The sequence below is a fragment of the Micromonospora sp. NPDC004540 genome (genome assembly GCF_040610095.1).
In the GTDB taxonomy this organism is placed as follows: domain Bacteria; phylum Actinomycetota; class Actinomycetes; order Mycobacteriales; family Micromonosporaceae; genus Micromonospora.
Window position 1 is genome coordinate 24799 of sequence record NZ_JBEXLR010000035.1, and the last position, 18496, is coordinate 43294.

Genomic DNA, 18496 nt, shown 5'->3' on the forward strand with positions numbered 1-18496 from the left:
GAGGCGCGCGGTCTTGCTGATCTGCCACGAAGGATTCGCGCCTAGGGTGACTGTAGGTGTCAGGTCGAGCGGCCGGCTCGTGGAGCTGGGGGCAGCGGACTGGTGCGGGGCCAAGGGACGAGGCGATAGGACTGGCGTGCTCCCCGGCCACGAGCGCTCACCAGTCGAGTCGCCCGCATGCCCATAGTCAGACATGAGGATCACAGCGTCGTCACCTGCCAATTGCTCTGCGGCAGCGCTAGTGGTCGCTGTTGCGAGTGGGAGCGGGCAAGGCCGGACGGAACGACGGGGAGGGTGGGTCCTATCGTCCCGTCCGGGGTGGGTGGCCGCGGGTCGCCCGCGTCCCCTGTGGATCAGGGTTGGTCCGTCGCTGCCCGTTACAGCTACGGTGAGGGCCACGGGACAGGATCCGACGGCCGTCCGCCGCCGGTCCCGCTCACCCAGGTGCGAGCAGGTCAAGACAGGTTGCCAGCGCGACGACGCACTTCCGGCTCTCGGACGAGGATTCAGCGAGCACGACCCGCACTCGAGACGCGGGATAGCTGTAGTCGGCGGATACCTCGTTGAGGAAGAGATCGCGGTGGGAAGAGTTCTTCGAGGCGGGGCCGGTCTCGACCCGGTCCTTACCGGGGATTTGCCTCCAGCGCCAGCAGGCCCTGCGCCTGCACGACAGAAACGGACAGGGTCTTGTAGCCGACCTCGTCGAAGAGCACCGTCATGCGGTCCTTCTCGTACCCGAGGACCATGCCTGATCCCCATTTGGGGTGCCGCACCAGGCTGTGGAGTGGGTACGGGCCGTCGCCGGAAAGCGCTTCGGAGGTGCCGCCCTCGCAGTTGTCGCAGTGGCCGCAGGGTTGGCTGAGCTGCTCGCCGAAGTAGCCGAGCAGCGACTGCATCCGGCAACCGGGGCTCTCGGCGAAGCGGCGCATCATGTCGGTGCGGGAGCGCTGCCCGGCCTGGTAGCGGCCGTACTCGGCCAGCGCCTCCCGCGCCGCCTGGTCGGGAAGCGGGGCATACGGGCCGGCCCTCAGTTCGCCTCTCGGCCCGGTCGTGGCCGCCCCGACCTGCTCGAGCAGGCTGATGTGGCTGGCGAGCTTGCGCGGGCTCAGGCCGGTGGCCTTGGCCAGCGCGGAGCGGGTCACCGGGCCGGCATGCAGGGTAGCGGCGACCGTTCGCAGCTCGTTCAGGTCAGGTGCGCCGCCGTTGAAGAAGCGTTGCAGGGCGATGTCCTCGGCTCGGTAGAGCAGCAACGCCCTGGCCGGCTCACCGTCGCGCCCTGCTCGCCCGATCTCCTGAAGGTAGCTGTCCGGTGAGTCGGGCAGCGCCACGTGTGCCACCCAGCGGATGTTCGGCTTGTCGATGCCCATGCCGAACGCCGACGTGGCGACCATGATCGGCACCCGGTCGGCGAGGAAGTCTTCGTGGCGGCTCCGACGTAACCCGGCCGCCATGCCACCGTGGTAGGCCTGTGCGGGATAACCTGCGTCGGACAGCCGTTGCGCGAGGTCCTCGGCGGCGCGCCGGGTCGGCACGTACACGATGCCGGGCGGGTCGGCCTCCTTGAGCAGCGTGAGTAACCTGCGCCAGCGGTAGTCCTCGCTGGGGCAGTGCGTGGCCGTCACGAAGAGGTTCGGGCGGTCCAACCCGGACAGAACGAGTCGCGGCTTGCGCATGCCGAGCCGCGTGGTGATGTCATCGCGCACCGGCGGCGAGGCCGTGGCGGTCAGCGCCACGACAGGTGGTCGGCCCAGGCCGCGGACAAGGTGGCCGATAGACAGGTAGTCGGGGCGGAAGTCGTGGCCCCATGACGAGATGCAATGCGCTTCGTCAACCGCCACCAGCGCCGGGCGCAGCGCGCGGACCTGGGCCAGCCGTTCCGGCGAGCTGAGCTGCTCCGGGGTGATGAACAGGAACCTCGCCGTGCCCGCGCGCAGCTCGGCCAGCGCGGCCTCCTGCTTGCTCTGGCTCTCCGCGGAACTGATCCGAACCGCCCGCAAGGCCGGATCGTCACGCTGGTTGAGGTTGCGTATCTGGTCTTGCTGCAGTGCCAGTAGCGGTGAGATCACCACTGTCGGGCCGCGCAGCAGCGTGGCGGGAACCTGGTACACCGCGGACTTCCCGCCCCCGGTTGGCAGGACGACCAGCGCGTCACGGCCCGCGAGCAGGGTCCGCATGGCGCGCATCTGCGTGTCGCGCAGGCTCGGCCAGCCGAAGTGTCGACGGGCCGCGCGGCGTAACCGCCAGGAGCGGAAGATCGTCATCATCGACGGGCATGCTAACCAACGGCACCGACGGACCCAAGATCCTCCCAAGGCCCTTCGTACGCCTCGTCGTCGGTCACACGCCAGCGCAGGCCGGGGACGTGCAGCCGGTCGAGGACACCGAACTCGACTGATTGGGCGCGAGACCGATCGGTGCTTTTGGGGAGCAATACGAAGCATGAACTCCTCACGCGTTTCCCAGCCGGACCGTGAACAGTTGCACAAAATGTGACGGCGAAATTACGGCGATCGTCATGATCGCAACGGCGACGCGCCCCCGATGGCCGAGCAGGTGGGCCGAGCGCGAGAACGACCGGCGGCGACGCGAATACGACATACGAGCCGGGGCCTGGGACCGACGCCGCGACGAGCTGATCCGACTGCGGATCGAGGCCGCCGGGTTCCTTGGATGTGTGCAGCCACGTACCGGTCTGCCGGTCGACCTTGACGACGACGAGGTTGTCTACCGGGTGCTGCCCACCGTCGAGCTGGTCGAGGCGCAGGCACGCCACGTCCCCGGACTACCCACGCCCGGGCTTGCCGGCGCCGCGGCAACCGTCGGCGCACCCGGCCGCCCGCTGCCGGGGGCCGTGCGGATCGTCGACGCCGGCATGGCCGTCGTCACGAACCATCGGGTGGCCTTCTCCGGACGCCAACGCCGGCGCGAGTGGAGCTACGCGGCGATGGTGGGACCCGCGCATCACCCCGACATCCCACTCACGCTGCTACACACCACCGACGGGGGCCGGCTCGCCGGGCTGCTCGTGCCCGGCACCGCCACCATGAACTTCCGCTTCTACCTCACCCTCGCCTTCGCCACCGCCACCGGGAAACGCGCCGCCGTCGCCGCGCAGATCGACAACCTGCTCAAGGTGCACCAGGGCACTCGGCCGCTACCACCACCACCGGTAGAGCCAGGTCTTGCCACGCCGACTCCGCTACGTCCCGGCCGTCTCACCGCAGCCGCCGCCGCCCTCCTCGCACTGGCACTCGCGGCGCTGAACGCCGGCACGCTGAAACCGGAACAGCGCGACTCGCCGTACCGGGCAGGGGCACCCCACAACGCCACCGTCGACCCGCCGAGCGCCATCGGCACGACCGCCCCGAGCACCCCGGCGACGCCGACCAGCGCTACAGCCGTGTCAGCGACGGAAGCGGCCCCGCCGCCGACGGGCGGGGTGGCACGACAAGACGGATCGATCCCGCGTCAAGTCGAGGCGAGCCGCGGAACCGCCGCCACATCAGCGGCCGGGGCCACGGACTCCGCTACCCACTCGAAAACGACCACTCGTCGTGTTCGGGCGGCCGATTCGACCCCGAGCACAACGCCGCGCCCGACCACCGGCCCAGCCTCAACCGAGTCCCCCTCGCCAGAGCCTTCCATGGTCAGCCGTTGCCCAGAACTCCTAGAGCTTCCAGTTGTTGAGCCGCTCCTCTGTCCACCAGCCAATCACTGATAGATGCACAAGCACCTGACCGCCGGCTGTGTGACGGCGGCCGCGTGGCCAGGAATGTCTCCTCGGCGCCCACCACAGTGCTCGTGCTCATGGTCGCCGGTGTCACCCAGCCGATCAGATCCGTACACGTCGGCTGCCTCTCACCGCAGTGCCGGCGGCTATGAGCGCCACTCGGAAGGGGTGTTCTTGGCAGGAAATACTCCGTGTCCTCCCGGTGTGCATAGGGTCAGGCGGTAACCCGTCCTCTGTAGTCATGACGTGGGCGAGGAGCGCAACGGGATGACGGTCGAGACCACGGCGGTCGCCGCCTGATGCGCGCGGCGTTGATCATGCTGGCCACGCTGGCGGTGGCCGTGCTGCTGGACATCGGCACACGCAGGCTCGTCCGTCGCGTCGACCACGGTCGCTACCGGTGGGTCCTGGGACCACTGCGGAAGGCCTGCCGCCGTCCGACGGCCGCCGTGCTGCTCCTCACCGGGCTGTACCTCGCACTGCCGCCGCGGCCGACCGGATGGCTCGGCGACGTCCGACAGGCCATCGGGCTGTTGCTCATCGGCAGCGTCGCCTGGCTGGTGATCAAGGCGTTGCACGTCGCCGAGGGCATCACCTTCAGCCGGCTGCCGCCGGAGGTGGTCGCGGACCGTCGGATCCGGCGGGCCCGAACCCAGATCCGCCCCGTCCGACGCTTCACCGCGGTAGTGGTCACGATCGTGGCCATCGGCCTGATCATGACCACCTTCCCGCCCATCCGCGCGTTCGGGATCTCCGTCCTGGGCTCGGCCGGCGTCGTCGGCGCGCTCATCGGCCTGTCCGCCCGGACCGCGCTGGGCAACGCGTTCGCCGGTATTCAGGTCGCCTTCTCGGACGGTCTGCACGTCGGGGACGTGGTGGTCATCGAGGGCGAGTGGGGCCGGGTCGAAGAGGTCAAGCTGACCAACGTGGTCGTCCGGCTGTGGGACGACCGGATGCTCATCCTGCCGACGATGTACTTCACCGAGCGCCCGTTCCAGAACTGGTCCCGGCACGAGGCGCGGGTGGTCGGCAAGGTCCAGATCCACGTGGACCACACCGCCGACCTCGAGGACCTGCGCACGGAGACCCGACGGCTCGTCGAGTCCTCACCGCTGTGGGACCGGAGCCGGTGGGTACTGCAGATGGTCGACGCCACCGCATCGAGCGTCGTGATCGAGGTGCAGGCCACAGCCGCCGACGGGGCCAGCGCCTGGGACCTCCGCTGCGACCTCCGCGAAGGCCTGATCCGCTACATCCGCGACAACCACCCGCAGTGGCTCCCCCGCACCCGCAGCGAGTACAAACCCTGACCTCCCGGCAAGCCCACAAAACCCGCCTTGACGGGCAAGGTACGTGGCGTTCAGTGGGCCTGTGCCGAGGACCCACCCCATCGATAGGAAGGGCTGCTCTCCACCGAATCTCGGCAACTACTGCAACGGGCAGCCGAGCAGGCTGCGGCGTGGGGCAGCCCGTACCTCAACGTCGAGCACCTGCTGTGGGCCGTCGCCCAGTCCGACCCCACCCGCCGGATCCTCGACGCGAGCGGCGCCGACCCGACGACCTGGCCCGCCAGATAGCGGCGGCCGTCCCCAGGGGCAGGCCACGCGAGGACAGCCTCCGCTCGCGCCAGCGGCGAAGCGCGCCCTGCTCGACGCGCACCGCGACTCGCGACGGTCCGGTGCCACGTACATCGGCCCCGAACACATCCTGCTCGGCATCGCCGCGAACCCGGAGACCACCGCGGGCCGGGCATTGCGCGCGCTCGGCGGGGCCGTCACCGGGCCCGCGCGGCCGGCGGGCGGCGCCGGCGGGCACGGGGTCAGCACCACCCCCACCCTGGACCAGTACGGGCGGGACCTCACCGAGGACGCCAGGGCCGTGCGGCTCGACCCGGTCGTCGGGCGTGACGACGAGATCGACGACACGATCGAGGTGCTCTCCCGGGGTACGAAGAACAATCCGGTGCTCGCCGGCGAGCCGGGCGTCGGCAAGACGGCGATCGTCGAAAGCATCGCGCAGCGCATCGTCAACGACGACGTGCCCGAAACCCTGGCCAACCGGCGTGTGGTCGCCGGTTGTTGTGGATGGTGGGGCGGTAGGTGGCGGCCGCCAGGGTGATGCCGGCCCTGGTCGCCGGGGAGGCGGGTATCTCGTACCGCACTCCGGGCGGCGGCCTGAGCCGGGTGGAGAGCTCGGTGGAATTCCTCGACCGTGAGCTGGCCGACAACCGGCCGGAGGTTCTGAGCTGGTGGGCGGAACGTTCGCTCTGGGATCGGGAACTCGACTGGCAGCGGGCCGACCTCCGCGCCCTCCGCGAGAGGTCCGACAGCGAGCGAGCGCGGGTCGTGGTGGGGCTGATCGAGGCGTCGCGGGATCTGCGGCGGTGGTACGGCGAAGCGTTCCAGGTGGCGACGACCAGGTAGGTGTCCCCGGTCAGCCGGGTGGGCCGCGCTCGCCCCCGCGGGCCGTCCGTACCCCCGCGGAGGGTGTATGCGCCGGATGATCACGCGGGCTCTGCTGACGGGAAGACAGGCGTGAGTGTACGCGGCCGACCCATGTTCACTGCGGGTGCAGCTGGGCGCCAACGCCTGGGTGGGACGTGCGCTGACCAGCGTCGACCCGCCCGTTCGGGTTCTTGGCGACATGCCAGGTTATGCCGCGAAGGCGACGCCGGTTGCGGTAAGTGTGGAGGAGGAGGTGTCCGATGACGCTGCCGTACGCGACCTTGCCGGGCGACCTCGACCACCTGATCGCCGACGAGCACGTGGTGGCGAACCGCCTCTTCGAGCACCTCGAGGCCGGACGCGGTGACCGGCGCATGCTGGTCGACCAGGTGAGTTACGGCCGCGCCCTGCACGCCCACGCCGAGGAGGAGGTGTTGTATCCGGCGCTGGCCGAGATCGGCGCCGCCGCGGACGCCGAGGAGGGGCGGGACGAGCACCAGGCCCTCAAGAGGCTGCTCGTCCTGCTTGACCATGCGGATCCCGGCAGCCATGAATTCGAGCGGGCGCTGAACAAGCTGATCGGCGGTATCCGGCACCACATCGAGAAGGAGGAACGGGAGTTCCTGCCGGCGCTGCGTCGGGCGGTGGGCGCGGAGGAGATGGGGCGGCTCGGCGAGCGGTACCTCGCCGCCAAGCGGTCGGCCCCGGCCCGCTCGCATCCCACCGTCCCGCCCACCGGACGCCGTCGCAGGCTCATGCACGTGGCCGCCGGGTTCATGGACGCCGCCGGGTTCATGGACAAGGTACGCGACCGGGTATCCGGCCGCAGCAACGTCCTGTCGACCGACGCCTCCTGGCTGCTCGACACCCAGGCGCAGCGGATCCTCGACACCTGGTCCCGACTGGTACTGGCCCCGTACGAGCTCCTCACCCTCGAGCAGGCCCGCCAGCAGCCGAGCCTCGCCGACGCGGCGATGGAGATCCTGCAGCAGGACGAGCGGCCGACGGACCCCGAGGAGGTCGGATCGGCAGCGGACGTCACCGTGCCCGGCCCGGGCGGTGATCTGGTCGTACGCGTCTACAAGCCGCTCGGCCAGACCCCCGATCCGGTGCCCGTCGTGATGTGGGTACACGGTGGCGGTTGGATCCTGTTCACGAACGACGACTATGACGCGTCCTGCCGCGCCCTGGTCAACCGGACGGGCGCGATCGTGGTGTCGCCGGAGTATCGCAAGGCTCCCGAGCACGTGTTCCCGGCCGCCCACGAGGACGTGCTGGCCACCTACCGGTGGCTCCGGACCAACGCCACCGGGCTCGGCGGCGACCCGTCACGCATCGCCATCGGCGGCGAGGGCGTCGGGGCGAACATGGCGGCCGCGACCTGCGGTCAGCTCAAGCAGGCAGGTGAGCCACTGCCCGTGGCGCAGGTGCTCGTCTGCCCTCTGACCACCACCGCCCAGTACGGCGCGTCCATGCGGGACGCCGCAGACGCCCGGCCACTGAATCGTCCACTGCTGTCCTGGATGATGATGCACGCCTTCCGTGGCGTGACCGACAGCTTGAAAGACCCCAGGGTCGATCTGCTCCCGCTCTCCGCGCAGGACCTCGCCGGTCTGCCGCCGACACTGATCGTCACCACCGACCGCGACGTGCTGCAGAGCCAGGGCGACGAGTGGTGCGCCCGCTTGGAGGCCGCCGGCGTGCGGGCCACGTCGGTCCGTTACGCGGGAGTGATGCACGACTTCTTCGGCCTTGCCGCGGTGCTGGACAAGGCCGCGCACGCCCAAGAGGAGGTCGCCCTGCACCTGCGCCAGGCGTTCGGGGAGGCCCCGGCCGCACATCCGTTGGAGGGTGCGCCAATGCGAGGGGCCAAGGTCATCGGGTGACGCTGGCTGCCATGTCGCGGATTAGGCCCTGTTTGGCTCGACGACCGCATCCGATGGCAGGTCCCCGACTGCGATCCGCTGGCGGGAGAATGGCGGGCCATGCCCGTTTTGGCACCCTACAAGGGCGGACACCATCCCCAGGCGAGACTCAGCTCGCCGGAGGCCAGCAGGTCGAGCCTGACGCTGGCGAATCCGCCGTCGCGGTGGTTGGCCGCCGGCTGCACGGCCTCGTTGGCCTGCTCAAGCGGGAAGTGGTAGGCGTCGAGGTGGCTCAGGTCGAGAGTGCCCGCAGCCGCCATCCGGGCCATGTCCTCACCCTCGGCGGTGGTGAACCACAGAGATCCGATGATGCTGATGTGCATGGTCATGAGCCGGTACGTCGGAATGGGAAGGTCCTCGGGCATGGCGCCGATGCTGACGATGCGGCCTCCACGGCGCAGCGCCCAGATTCCAGCCATCGTCACGTCAGCCGTCGCGGTGTCGCCTGATCGGCAATGCCGTGACGAGCCCCGCCGGTGCCAGGACTGCCAGGCCCACTGGCCGTGCACCTAACGGTTGCGCGCCGACCGCGAGTTGTGCCGCACCGCCAGCTGGCTCAGCCCCACCCTGAGCCTGGTGTAAAGGGCCTCCGGGCCAGTGCCCGAGGGTGGTTCACCGCTCTTCGTTCTCGCTGTCTTCCTGCCCGGGGTGGCGCCACCGGTCCGGGCTCAGGTCGAGTCGCTCGGCGTCAAGCGGGTCCTGGTCCGCTTCTCTCGTCTGCTCAAAGCTGGGCCGGCGCACCTCCTCGGGTGCCGGTACGTCGACGGGGCGGGCACCGGACTGCGGCGCCGGGTGGTGTGCCACCGCCTCGCGGGCCCCCAGCGCGCCGTCGACACCGGGCGACTCGGGTACGTGCTTTTCGCGGTGCACTTCTTCCTTGATGTGCTGGGGTGGCTTGGCGGCGCGTTGCGGCAGGTCCCGGCCGAGGTCGGCGACGAGCGGCCCGTACTTGGCGTCGAAGGCGGGGCGCTCAGAGCGGATCCGGGGCATGCGGTCGAAGTTGCGCAGCGGGGGTGGGCAGGTGGTGGCCCATTCCAGGGAGTTGCCGTACCCCCAGGGGTCGTCAACGGAGACCATGGCCCCGAACCGCCAGGACTGCCAGATGTTATAGAGGAAGAACAGGGTCGACGCGCCGAGGATGAAGGACCCGACTGTCGAGACGGTGTGCAGGGTCGTGAAGCCGTCCTGGGGCAGGTAGTCGGCGTACCGGCGGGGCATGCCCTCGTTACCCAGCCAGTGGTGCACCAGGAACGTGGTGTGGAACCCGATGAACATGGTCCAGAAGTGCGCCTTGCCGAGCCGTTCGTCGAGCAGCCGCCCGGTCATCTTCGGGAACCAGAAGTACACGCCGGCGAAGGCGGCGAAGACGATGGTGCCGAAGAGCACGTAGTGGAAGTGCCCGACGACGAAGTAGGTGTCGTGGGTGTGGAAGTCGATGGGCGGGCTGGCCAGCAGCACTCCGGTGAGGCCACCGAACAGGAACGTCACCAGGAAGCCGACGGCGAACAGCATCGGCGTCTCGAAGGTGATCTGGCCCTTCCACATCGTGCCGATCCAGTTGAAGAACTTCACCCCGGTCGGCACGGCGATGATGAAGGTGGTGACGGAGAAGAACGGCAGCAGCACCTGGCCGGTGGCGAACATGTGGTGGGCCCAGACGTTGAGCGAGTAGAAGAAGATCACCCACAGGGCGAGGACCATGCCCTTGTAACCGAACAACGGTTTGCGGGAGAAGACCGGGATGACCTCGCTGATGATCCCGAAGAACGGCAGGGCGACGATGTAGACCTCCGGATGGCCGAAATACCAGAAAAGATGTTGGTAGATAATTGGCCCACCGTGGCCGGCGTCGTAGACGTGGCTGTCCAGGAGACGGTCGGACAGCAGCCCGAACAGGGCGGCTGACAGCAGCGGGAAGACGACGACCGCCATCAGCGCGGTGATGAACATCGCCCAGGTGAACAGGGGCATCCGCCACATCGTCATGCCGGGGGCGCGCAGGGTCAGGGTCGTGGTGATCAGGTTGACCGACCCCAGAATGGTGCCGACACCGGACAGCACCAGGCCGACGACCCAGACGTTCCCCCCCACTCCGGGCGTGTGTTCCTGTTGGCTCAGCGGCGGATAGGCCGTCCAGCCGAAGTCGGCTGCGCCCTCGGGGGTGATGAAGGAGCCCAGCACCATCAACCCACCGAACAGGTAGAGCCAGTAGGCCAGAGCGTTCAGCCGGGGGAACGCCACGTCGGGCGCGCCGATCTGCAACGGCACCAGGTAGTTGCCGAAGGCGAACGCCAGCGGGGTGGCGAACAGGAACATCATGATGGTGCCATGCGAGGTGAACAGCTGGTTGTACTGCTCCTGCGACAGGAACTGAAGACCCGGGCGGCCCAGTTCGGCGCGCATGAGCAACGCCTCGATGCCGGCGGCGATGAAGAAGAAGAAGGACGTGGTCAGGTAGAGCAGGCCGATCTGCTTGGCGTCGGTGGTGGCGAGCAGCTTGACCAGTGTGGCGCCGGGCCATGGCCGCCGCACCGGGCCGGGAAAGCCGCCGAATTGGGCCGGCGCCAGGATCGCCGGCTGGCGGTCCTGGCCAGGCTCGGCAGTTGACCGCTTGGGCATGGTTTATCCCGCTGTGAGCTGAGGCGGATGACTCACCGAGCCTAGGCACAATAGGCCGACAAGGGCAGCATATCGGTCGAAATCGCTCTCGCAGCGAAGCGAGGGTACGTCTTGGCGTAGGCCCATTCCTCTGTCAGGGTGCGGCGGAAGCGTTCCACCCTGCCGTTGGTCTGGGGGCAGGGGCTTCTTCTTGATCGCGATGCCGGCGGTGCTGAGGGTGTCGCGCCAGAGGTGGGACTTGTAGGCGGAGCCGTTGTCGGTGAGTACCCGGCGGACGGTGATGCCGCAGGTGGTGAATCAGGCGTGGGCGCGATGCCAGAAGGCGACGGCGGTGTCGCGGGTCTCGTCGGCGAGGATCGTCCGGACGTTCGTGAGAACACTCGCTGGGAGCAGGCGCCTCAGCGCGCGGTTGGTACCAGCATCCGACGTCGGCGACGGCCCCGACGCGACGCGGGTGCGGCGGAGGCCCTGCGGTGCGTACAGTTCCGGGTCGGACTTGGGGTGGGCCGGGCAGATCCGGCGCAGGAAACGGGATGAGACAGCGACGGCATGGCGGCGGACAACATTACGGAAACCGGTCAATACGGCATCGATCGGAGCCTGCTGGAGACCTGTCTCAGCGTCTTTGAGGCGTTGGAGGACCTGCCTTCCGATCACCCCGACGTGGTGCGGGTGCAGCGGGCCACCGCGAAGTTCTACAAGGTGATCAAGCAGCGGCGACGCGAGGAACGGCGGGATGCCATCGCGGCGGCGGACCGCGCGGTGACGGCGGCCACGGCCACCGGCGCCCCAGGCCGGATCGACGACGAGACCCAGGGCATCCCGCTCGCCTCCCCCACCGTGGGTACCACGGCCGGCTTCCTCCACAATCCGCGCGGCTGCTACGTCTGCAAGCAGCGCTACCGCGAGGTGGACGCCTTCTACCATCAGCTCTGCCCGCCCTGCGCCGCGCTCAACCGGGAGCGCCGGAACGCCCGCACCGACCTGACCGGCCGGCGTGCGCTGCTCACCGGCGGCCGGGCGAAGATCGGCATGTACATCGCGCTGCGGCTGCTGCGCGACGGGGCGCACACCACGGTGACCACGCGGTTTCCCCACGACGCGGTCCGCCGATTCGCCGCGATGCCGGACAGCGGGGACTGGCTGCACCGCCTGCGAATCGTCGGAATCGACCTGCGCGACCCCGCCCAGGTGATCGCCCTCGCTGACTCGGTCAGCGGCCAGGGACCACTCGACATCCTGATCAACAACGCGGCGCAGACCGTCCGCCGCACGCCCGGGGCGTACGCGCAGCTCGTCGCCGCGGAGGCGGCGGCCCTGCCGGACGGCCCCTTGCCGGAGCTGATCACGTTCGCCAAACCGGCCGGCCGGGGCGACCCGACGAGCAGCCTGACTGCCCCGCCGAAGTCGGCCACGGTCACCCCGCACGCGCTCACCGCGTTGGCGCTGACCAGCGGCTCCGCCTCGCCAGAACGGATCGCGGCAGCCACCGCCATCGACGCCGGCGGTCTGGTCCCGGACCTCGATCCGGTCAACAGTTGGGTGCAGCGGGTGCACGAGGTGGACCCGGTCGAGCTGCTCGAAGTGCAGCTGTGCAACGTGACCGCGCCGTTCGTGCTGGTCAGCCGGCTGCGACCGGCGATGGCCGCAGCGACCGCCCGCCGTAAGTACGTGGTGAACGTGTCGGCGATGGAGGGGCAGTTCGCGCGCGGCTACAAGGGGCCGGGGCACCCGCATACCAACATGGCCAAGGCCGCGCTGAACATGCTGACCCGGACCAGCGCCCAGGAGATGCTGGCCGACGGCATCCTCATGACCAGCGTCGATACCGGCTGGATCACCGACGAGCGGCCCCACCCGACGAAGATGCGACTGGCGGACGCCGGCTTCCACGCCCCGCTGGATCTGGTCGACGGCGCAGCCCGGGTGTACGACCCGATCGTCCGCGGCGAACAGGGCGAAGACCTTTACGGCTGCTTCCTGAAGGACTACGCGCCCTGCGCTTGGTGATCAGCGCGCCCCTGCCGGCCGCCCAGGCTCGGGCTCGATCACGCCCTGTCCACGCAGCCAACTGACAAGTCGACCGCCGAACGCTGCCTGACCGCCATTTACGCCAGGGCATCCCGGCCGCGACCCCGGTTCGAATGGGTCGACTCGCCAGACAAGGCGCGCCCCCCTGATCACCGGCTGGCCCACCCTCGATCAGCGCTACGAACGCATCCGGGAGCCCCGGCCGCGCAGGACGCCACCGCTGGCGAGCGACCTTGCCATGATCGCCTCCCGGATCGTGGACCACGACGTATTGGTCCTGGTTGGTAGGGCGGTCACCGCGCAGGGTGGCCGCCGAGCAGATCCAGTGCAGGCGCTTGCCGCCGATCTCGGTCGAGTCGCTTCAGTAGTCGCTGCCGGATGGGGCCGCAGCAGTGGTGGGGTGGTCGCCGCGTTCGCGGGCGGCGAAGTCGTCGAGGATGGTCTCGGTGGCGGTCGCGCCGAACCGGGTCGCTCCGGCTTCATGCAGGGTGAGCAGGGTGTCGAGGCTGCGGACACCGCCAGCGGCTTTGACCTCGACGTGCGGGGAGACCGCGGCGCGCATCAGCTGGATGTCGGACAGGGTGGCGCCGCCGGGGGCGAAGCCGGTGCTGGTCTTGACGAAGTGCGCCCCGGCTTGTTCGGCGATGCGGCAGCCGGTGACCTTCTGCTCGTCGGTCAGGTACGCGTTCTCCAGGATCACCTTGACCACCCGGCCCTGCGCGGCGGCGACCACGGCGGCGATGTCGTCGTACACGTACGCGGTCTCGCCGCTGCGCAGGCGGCCGATGTGCAGCACCATGTCGACCTCGTCGGCGCCCGCGTCGACCAGTTCGCGGGTCTCGGCGGCCTTGATCGTGGTGCGGGTGTCGCCGTGCGGGAAACCGGCCACGGTACCGACGAGCACGCCGGTGTCGGAGAGGGCGGCCTTGGCGAGTCCGACGTCGGAGGGGCGTACGCAGACCGAGGCGACCTGGCGGCATGCCGCGATCTCGCAACCGCGCCGGATGTCGTCGGTGGTGAGTTCGGGGCGCAACAGCGAATGGTCGATCATATTGGCGATGTTCATCGGGGGTCTCCGGTCCGGGGTGGCTGCACGTCGAAGGTGACGTGCAGGTCGTAGCGGTCGCCGACGTAGCGACTGACGGTGTACTCCAGCGGCGCCGAATGCTGGTCGACGATGAGCCGGGTCTCGACCAGCAGCGGCTCGTCCGCCGGCACGTGCAGCAACTCGCCGTCGGATCCGGCCCGCTGAGCGGTCAGCGTCGAGGAGCCGAGCGTGGGGCGCAGCCCTCTCTCGCCCAAGGCGCGGTGCAGCGAGCCGGTTTCCAAGTCGAGATCGAGCAGGGTGCTCAGGTGAGGCGGGAAGCAGGCGTACTCGATGGCCAGGGGCACGTCATCGGCGAGCCGCACCCGCACGATCGAGGTCACCCGCGGCGCTGCCGCGGTCAGCTGCAAAGCCGCTGCCTCCGCGGGGGACGCTGCCCGGACCTCGGCTTCCACCAGCCGCGATGCCGGAACACGTCCCCAGCTGCGCACCTGGTCTTGGAAGCTCATCAGGGTCCCGGCGGCCCGTGGTTCGGGCCGCTGCCGCACGAACGTGCCCCGGCCCTGGATCCGCTCGATGAGGCCGTCGGATTCGAGAGCGTTGAGCGCCGCCCGGATGGTCATCCGGGCGACCCCGAACTCCTCGGCGAGCACCGACTCCGCCGGGACCAGGTCACCGGGCTGCGCCTGGGCGAGACGCGTCCGCAGTTCCCGTTCGATCCGCACGTAAAGCGGCGCCTTGGCCATGACTCCTCCAGGTCGTCTAGACAACCTAGAAGTTGGCACAAGCCGAGGCTCCCGTCAATCCGCTGTGCGGTACCGCACCGACGACCCGTCGTGGCGGGGAGCAGCGCTCAAGGAATCAGCGCGACCACACGAACCCTCCGCCCTCACCGGCCGACGGCCTGCGGGCTAGATCCCCGAGTGCCCTTGACGCAGCCGCCGGCTGGCTTCGGTCTGCCGGGTCCACGGCATCAGGTGCCCGCTTCTGGCGAGGCATATCCGGTGGCCGAGGGTCAGCAGCAAGCTTCAGGCCGCGCAGGTAGGGGTGCTGCGAGCATGGCGAACCGGCCGGCTGTGCCCCTTTCGTTTGGCAGATCGAGGATGGGGCCGAGGGCGGCGGCCCATCCGTGGCAGAACAGTTGCCAACCGTCGTGTACGACCAGCCCATCATGAGCGCGGGCTTGCCGCAGCATGGTCAGGTCACCCCGGTAGTTCAGGTCCCACACCAGCGCAGCGGGCGGGAACTCGGCGACCGGCGACAGGGGGTTACCAGGACGGTCCTTGCCGAGTCCGGTGGCGTTGACAACGAGCGTGCCGGGCGGACCTGACGCGACGAGGTGATCCCACGGGCCCGCGCCGAGGTGTACCTCGAGGCGCACTCGCCGGGACTCGGCCCACGGACCGAGCACGGCCCGCAGGTGGCGGCCGGCCGCATCGCTGCGGTCGGTGAACACCAAGCGGGCCGGTGGCACGGGACGGGCAAGCAGATGACGGCCGAGCGCGATCGCGCTACCGCCGGCTCCCAGACAGACGACGTGTTCTCCGTCGGGCCAGATGTCATCGACGACTCGCCCGATCGAGATCGGGTCCCGGGCGAAGCCGGCCAGCCTGCCCGCCTCACGCCGTATGGCGTTGACCTCTCCGCACTCGGCCGCCAACGGGTCGAGCCAGTCGACCAGGTCACCGGCCTCGCGCAGTACGGCCACCTTGTGCGTCGTGATGACCGCGCCGAGCACGTCATCGCTGCCAGCCAGCTCGGTCATCAAGGCGCGGTACGCCTCAGCAGGGGCGGCCAAAGGCACGTCGCGACCGACGAGGCGTACGTCGAGACCAAGGTCGCCCATCCAGATCGGGAACGCCTCATGGATTAACGACTTGCCTGTCGACACCCCAACGAACCAAACCGTGGACGCCACCGGCCAAGGGTAATCGTCAACCCGCAGCTGAAAGGCCCGGAAGGGTGGCCTCGGGTGGCGGGTCCGCACTCCCCTGCGGACTTACGCGGTCACACCTTCCGGGCCCTCGTGGTGTCCCGGCCGCCAGGGGTAGGGCCGGCCGGGGTTCACCGGAGGAACGTTCAGCTGGAGCTGTTACTCCGGATCGGGCGGCCGGCGCGCGCGTCAGGGGCCAGAGCTTCGGGCCGCTGGGTAGGTGCAGTGGAAGATCCGGCCGGTAGCCGTGCTGGCAGAGCAGGTTTCGGGCGCCTTCGGTGGTGACGACGGCGTACACCGGGTGGCCGGTCCGGTCGACCACGTGGTGGTGCTGGCGCAGCAGTTCGTCGGCGACCGGCCAGCCGTAGCCGGGTTGCACGGCCAGCCAGGACAGCCAGTGGTGGTCTGCAGGCCGTCGAGCGGGACGCGCTCGTAGAAGTAGAGGACCAGTCCTGCGGGCGCCACTGGGCCCGGGGTTAGCGAAGGGCCTCGCGGTCGATGCGGATCACCCGGCAGTGGACCTTGCGCAGGTAGGCGAGCAGTTTGCGGATGGACCAGCGGGTGAAGGGCTGGCTGAGCTTGTGCGCACCAGATCGTGCTCCACAGGGATCCTGTCGGGCGTTCTCGGGCCCGGGTCGCTCACACTGCCGACAGGGAGCTTGCGGTGTGATCTGCTTGCACCAGCCGCCAAGCTGGGAGCACCACCGATGTCTGAAGCCGCATACCTACAGGTCGCCCGGGATATCCGCGAACAGATCAGCTCCGGCCAACTGAAGCCGGGCGACAAGCTGTCATCCTTCGCTGCCCTGTGCGAGCACTACGAGGTCAGCAACACTGCCATCCGTGCCGCCATGCCCCTACGCAAAGCCGACTGGCTGATCGACGGCCGGCAAGGCAAGGGCGTGTACGTCACGAACCAGCAGCCTCGGTAGGCAAGGCAGACCAGCCGGAGCCGCTTCAGAGTCGGCGCCCAACCGCCGACCCGGCCCACCGTCCCCTTCTCGGGTACAGACCGAAACCACGGGGGCTTGCGGGACACATAGCACCAAGCACACCAACCGCTCGCTCCGTTCATAGTGAGCGGCAACTATGGATGGGAGCCATGAACGCTGACGGAGCACGTGACTTCATGGTCTGGCTTAAGCCTCAGACCGGACCCCGACGACCCCCCGAGCACCAGGCGATACTCAAGGAGCTCCAGGTCTCCGCCACTGCCGTGTACCGAACGTGGGAGAGGGGCTTCGGAGCGGAACTCGACCCGACCCAGGTGGCCGCCGCGGGGGCACACGCGGCTGTCGAACTGATCACGCCCGATGAACCCGGCCGACCCGCCCCCTATCGACCGACCACCGGGCCGGAGCGGGTCCCCGACTCCTACATCGTAATGATGGAGCACGGCACCGACCCGGCCGGAACAGCCGAACGTGCGGGTGTCACGCTGCGGGGGCTATACCGGTTCAGCTTTACCGGGTTCGCGGCGGTGATGACGGCGGAGCAACTGGAGGTCGTCCGACGCGCATCGGGCGTCACGGTGGTCCTGGACGTCATCACCGTCGGCCCCTGAATGCCGGCGACCGCAACTCGGGCCGACCCGTCGGCACCTGGCCCGACGGCGGGAGGTCGCGGCACGCCGTGCACCTGGCCTGGGCGCAGGCAGCGGCGTAACCGCAAATGGAGGTCAAGGGGCGAGGGCGGCGAAGTCGGCGCGTAGGGCGGTGTAGACGTCGCGGACGACGTAGCGCTTTAGGCAGCGCAGGATCTCTTGCTTGCTGAGGCCTTCGGTGATGCGGCGGTACCTGGGAACTGTTCGGCTGGCTCGTGTTCGTCACCGCGCCCGTCTGGGTCGCCGCCATGGTGGGCCTGGTCGAGAGCCTGCGTCAGGCCCGCGAGCGGTGGGCCGGCGTCACCGGCCTCATCGCGGTCGCCAGCGCTGTCTCGTGGGCCATGCACCAGGCCAGCTACGTCGAGCTCAACGCGGTCGCGGCGCACCACTACGGCTGCCGGCCAGGTCGCCCTGGCCGTGTACGACGGTGTCGGCGGCACCGGAATGGAGGACGCGACGCTGATCGGCATGGCCCTCGGCCTGCTGCTCGGCCCGCTGCTGCTGCTGCTCGGTCACGCCCGCGCTGGCCTGGTGCCGTGGTGGGCGTTCGCCTGCGCGCCGGCCTGGGTGGTCGTCACACTGCTCTCCGGCGGCATGAATCCGATGTTCGCTCTGGCCAACCTGCTCCTGCTGCCGCCGTTCGTGCTCGTCGCGCGGACGCTGGTCCGTCCAGCCGCGCGTCTCGAGGGCGATGTCGCCGCAACCGGAGAGCTCGCGGTCAGCTGATCCGTCTTCGCCGATCCCGCTCGCGCCGGGCGCGGGCGGATCCAGCGGTCGGATTCATCCTGGCCGAAGGACCCTACGCATTACGAGTCGGCTGCCCGGTGCTGGTCCACCGCCTGGTCCTCGTGCCGGACACATGGTCCCCGTCCGCGATCGTCCGCTCATGCTCGTTGGTTTGGCTGCTCGCTTGGCTGCTCGACGGATCCGACCCTGCTTCACAGCTTCTGCCGAGCCGTTGGCTACTTCGTCGCTGCCTCAGCCATCTTCGCTTGCGCCGGTAGTCGTCCATGCCAGTGACATCGGCTCGTCGCGGCGTTCGTGGCAGGTATGGTCGGCGCACTCGTCGGGCTGATCGGCGTCGTCCTCGGGGCCTGGCTCACTGGGCGCGGAGAGCACCGACGATGGACCCGCGAGCAGCAACTTCGCGCGGCGATCGACTTCAT

General features: G+C 69.4%; 17 protein-coding genes and 1 pseudogene. 11 read left to right on the forward strand and 7 right to left on the reverse strand.

Going from position 1 to position 18496, the window contains the following annotated elements; all coding sequences use genetic code 11:
• Positions 1-623 precede the first annotated feature (623 nt).
• The gene (locus tag ABZV78_RS14535) at positions 624-2264 is read right to left on the reverse strand and encodes a RecQ family ATP-dependent DNA helicase (protein ID WP_355638667.1); all 1641 of its coding nucleotides are present in this window, start codon (positions 2262-2264) and stop codon (positions 624-626) included.
• Between the two features lie 251 nt (positions 2265-2515).
• Between ABZV78_RS14535 and ABZV78_RS14540 the strand changes: the two genes are divergently transcribed.
• The 6 genes from ABZV78_RS14540 to ABZV78_RS14565 all read left to right on the forward strand — a co-directional run bounded on the left by ABZV78_RS14540 (position 2516) and on the right by ABZV78_RS14565 (position 8060).
• On the forward strand, positions 2516-3718 hold the full coding sequence (locus ABZV78_RS14540; RefSeq protein ID WP_355638669.1) for a hypothetical protein: 1203 nt from the start codon (positions 2516-2518) through the stop codon (positions 3716-3718).
• Positions 3719-4029: 311 nt separating this feature from the next.
• A complete protein-coding gene (locus tag ABZV78_RS14545) occupies positions 4030-5040 on the forward strand; it encodes a mechanosensitive ion channel domain-containing protein (protein WP_355638671.1) in 1011 nt (336 codons plus the stop codon).
• A 183-nt stretch (positions 5041-5223) separates the two neighbouring features.
• The gene (locus ABZV78_RS14550) at positions 5224-5307 is read left to right on the forward strand and encodes a hypothetical protein (RefSeq protein WP_355638715.1); all 84 of its coding nucleotides are present in this window, start codon (positions 5224-5226) and stop codon (positions 5305-5307) included.
• Positions 5308-5482: 175 nt separating this feature from the next.
• Positions 5483-5848, forward strand: a complete 366-nt coding sequence (locus ABZV78_RS14555; protein WP_355638720.1) for a hypothetical protein — start codon at positions 5483-5485, stop codon at positions 5846-5848.
• On the forward strand, positions 5830-6153 hold the full coding sequence (locus ABZV78_RS14560; protein WP_355638673.1) for a hypothetical protein: 324 nt from the start codon (positions 5830-5832) through the stop codon (positions 6151-6153). The genes ABZV78_RS14555 and ABZV78_RS14560 overlap by 19 nt, the downstream gene beginning before the upstream one ends.
• A 281-nt stretch (positions 6154-6434) precedes the next feature.
• Positions 6435-8060: an alpha/beta hydrolase fold domain-containing protein gene (locus tag ABZV78_RS14565; protein WP_355638675.1), complete on the forward strand. Its 1626-nt coding sequence runs from the start codon at positions 6435-6437 to the stop codon at positions 8058-8060.
• Between the two features lie 116 nt (positions 8061-8176).
• Here ABZV78_RS14565 and ABZV78_RS14570 read toward each other — a convergent pair whose 3' ends face one another.
• The 3 genes and pseudogenes from ABZV78_RS14570 to ABZV78_RS14580 form a co-directional block, all read right to left on the reverse strand.
• Positions 8177-8464: a hypothetical protein gene (locus ABZV78_RS14570; protein WP_355638676.1), complete on the reverse strand. Its 288-nt coding sequence runs from the start codon at positions 8462-8464 to the stop codon at positions 8177-8179.
• A gap of 247 nt (positions 8465-8711) precedes the next feature.
• Complete coding sequence (ctaD, locus tag ABZV78_RS14575) at positions 8712-10718, reverse strand: cytochrome c oxidase subunit I (RefSeq protein ID WP_355638677.1); 2007 nt, start codon at positions 10716-10718, stop codon at positions 8712-8714.
• Between the two features lie 104 nt (positions 10719-10822).
• Positions 10823-11075: pseudogene (locus ABZV78_RS14580) on the reverse strand (IS481 family transposase); the annotation flags it as partial.
• A gap of 192 nt (positions 11076-11267) precedes the next feature.
• On the opposite strand from ABZV78_RS14580, the gene ABZV78_RS14585 reads away from it, so the two are divergent.
• On the forward strand, positions 11268-12728 hold the full coding sequence (locus ABZV78_RS14585; protein ID WP_355638679.1) for an SDR family NAD(P)-dependent oxidoreductase: 1461 nt from the start codon (positions 11268-11270) through the stop codon (positions 12726-12728).
• A 382-nt stretch (positions 12729-13110) separates the two neighbouring features.
• Here the strand turns inward: ABZV78_RS14585 and deoC are convergent, their stop codons facing one another.
• The 3 genes from deoC to ABZV78_RS14600 all read right to left on the reverse strand — a co-directional run bounded on the left by deoC (position 13111) and on the right by ABZV78_RS14600 (position 15712).
• The gene (deoC, locus tag ABZV78_RS14590) at positions 13111-13815 is read right to left on the reverse strand and encodes a deoxyribose-phosphate aldolase (RefSeq protein WP_355638681.1); all 705 of its coding nucleotides are present in this window, start codon (positions 13813-13815) and stop codon (positions 13111-13113) included.
• Positions 13812-14540, reverse strand: a complete 729-nt coding sequence (locus ABZV78_RS14595) for a GntR family transcriptional regulator (RefSeq protein ID WP_355638683.1) — start codon at positions 14538-14540, stop codon at positions 13812-13814. The genes deoC and ABZV78_RS14595 overlap by 4 nt, the downstream gene beginning before the upstream one ends.
• A gap of 269 nt (positions 14541-14809) precedes the next feature.
• Positions 14810-15712: a hypothetical protein gene (locus ABZV78_RS14600; RefSeq protein ID WP_355638684.1), complete on the reverse strand. Its 903-nt coding sequence runs from the start codon at positions 15710-15712 to the stop codon at positions 14810-14812.
• A 235-nt stretch (positions 15713-15947) separates the two neighbouring features.
• On the opposite strand from ABZV78_RS14600, the gene ABZV78_RS14605 reads away from it, so the two are divergent.
• From ABZV78_RS14605 to ABZV78_RS14620, 4 genes are all read left to right on the forward strand, one after another.
• A complete protein-coding gene (locus ABZV78_RS14605; protein WP_355638686.1) occupies positions 15948-16163 on the forward strand; it encodes a hypothetical protein in 216 nt (71 codons plus the stop codon).
• Between the two features lie 271 nt (positions 16164-16434).
• Positions 16435-16659 carry a winged helix-turn-helix domain-containing protein gene (locus ABZV78_RS14610; protein WP_355638688.1) on the forward strand — a complete coding sequence of 75 codons (225 nt, stop codon included), beginning with the start codon at positions 16435-16437 and terminating at the stop codon, positions 16657-16659.
• A 170-nt stretch (positions 16660-16829) separates the two neighbouring features.
• On the forward strand, positions 16830-17291 hold the full coding sequence (locus ABZV78_RS14615; protein ID WP_355638690.1) for a hypothetical protein: 462 nt from the start codon (positions 16830-16832) through the stop codon (positions 17289-17291).
• A gap of 456 nt (positions 17292-17747) precedes the next feature.
• Positions 17748-18056: a hypothetical protein gene (locus ABZV78_RS14620; protein WP_355638692.1), complete on the forward strand. Its 309-nt coding sequence runs from the start codon at positions 17748-17750 to the stop codon at positions 18054-18056.
• Positions 18057-18496 lie beyond the last annotated feature (440 nt).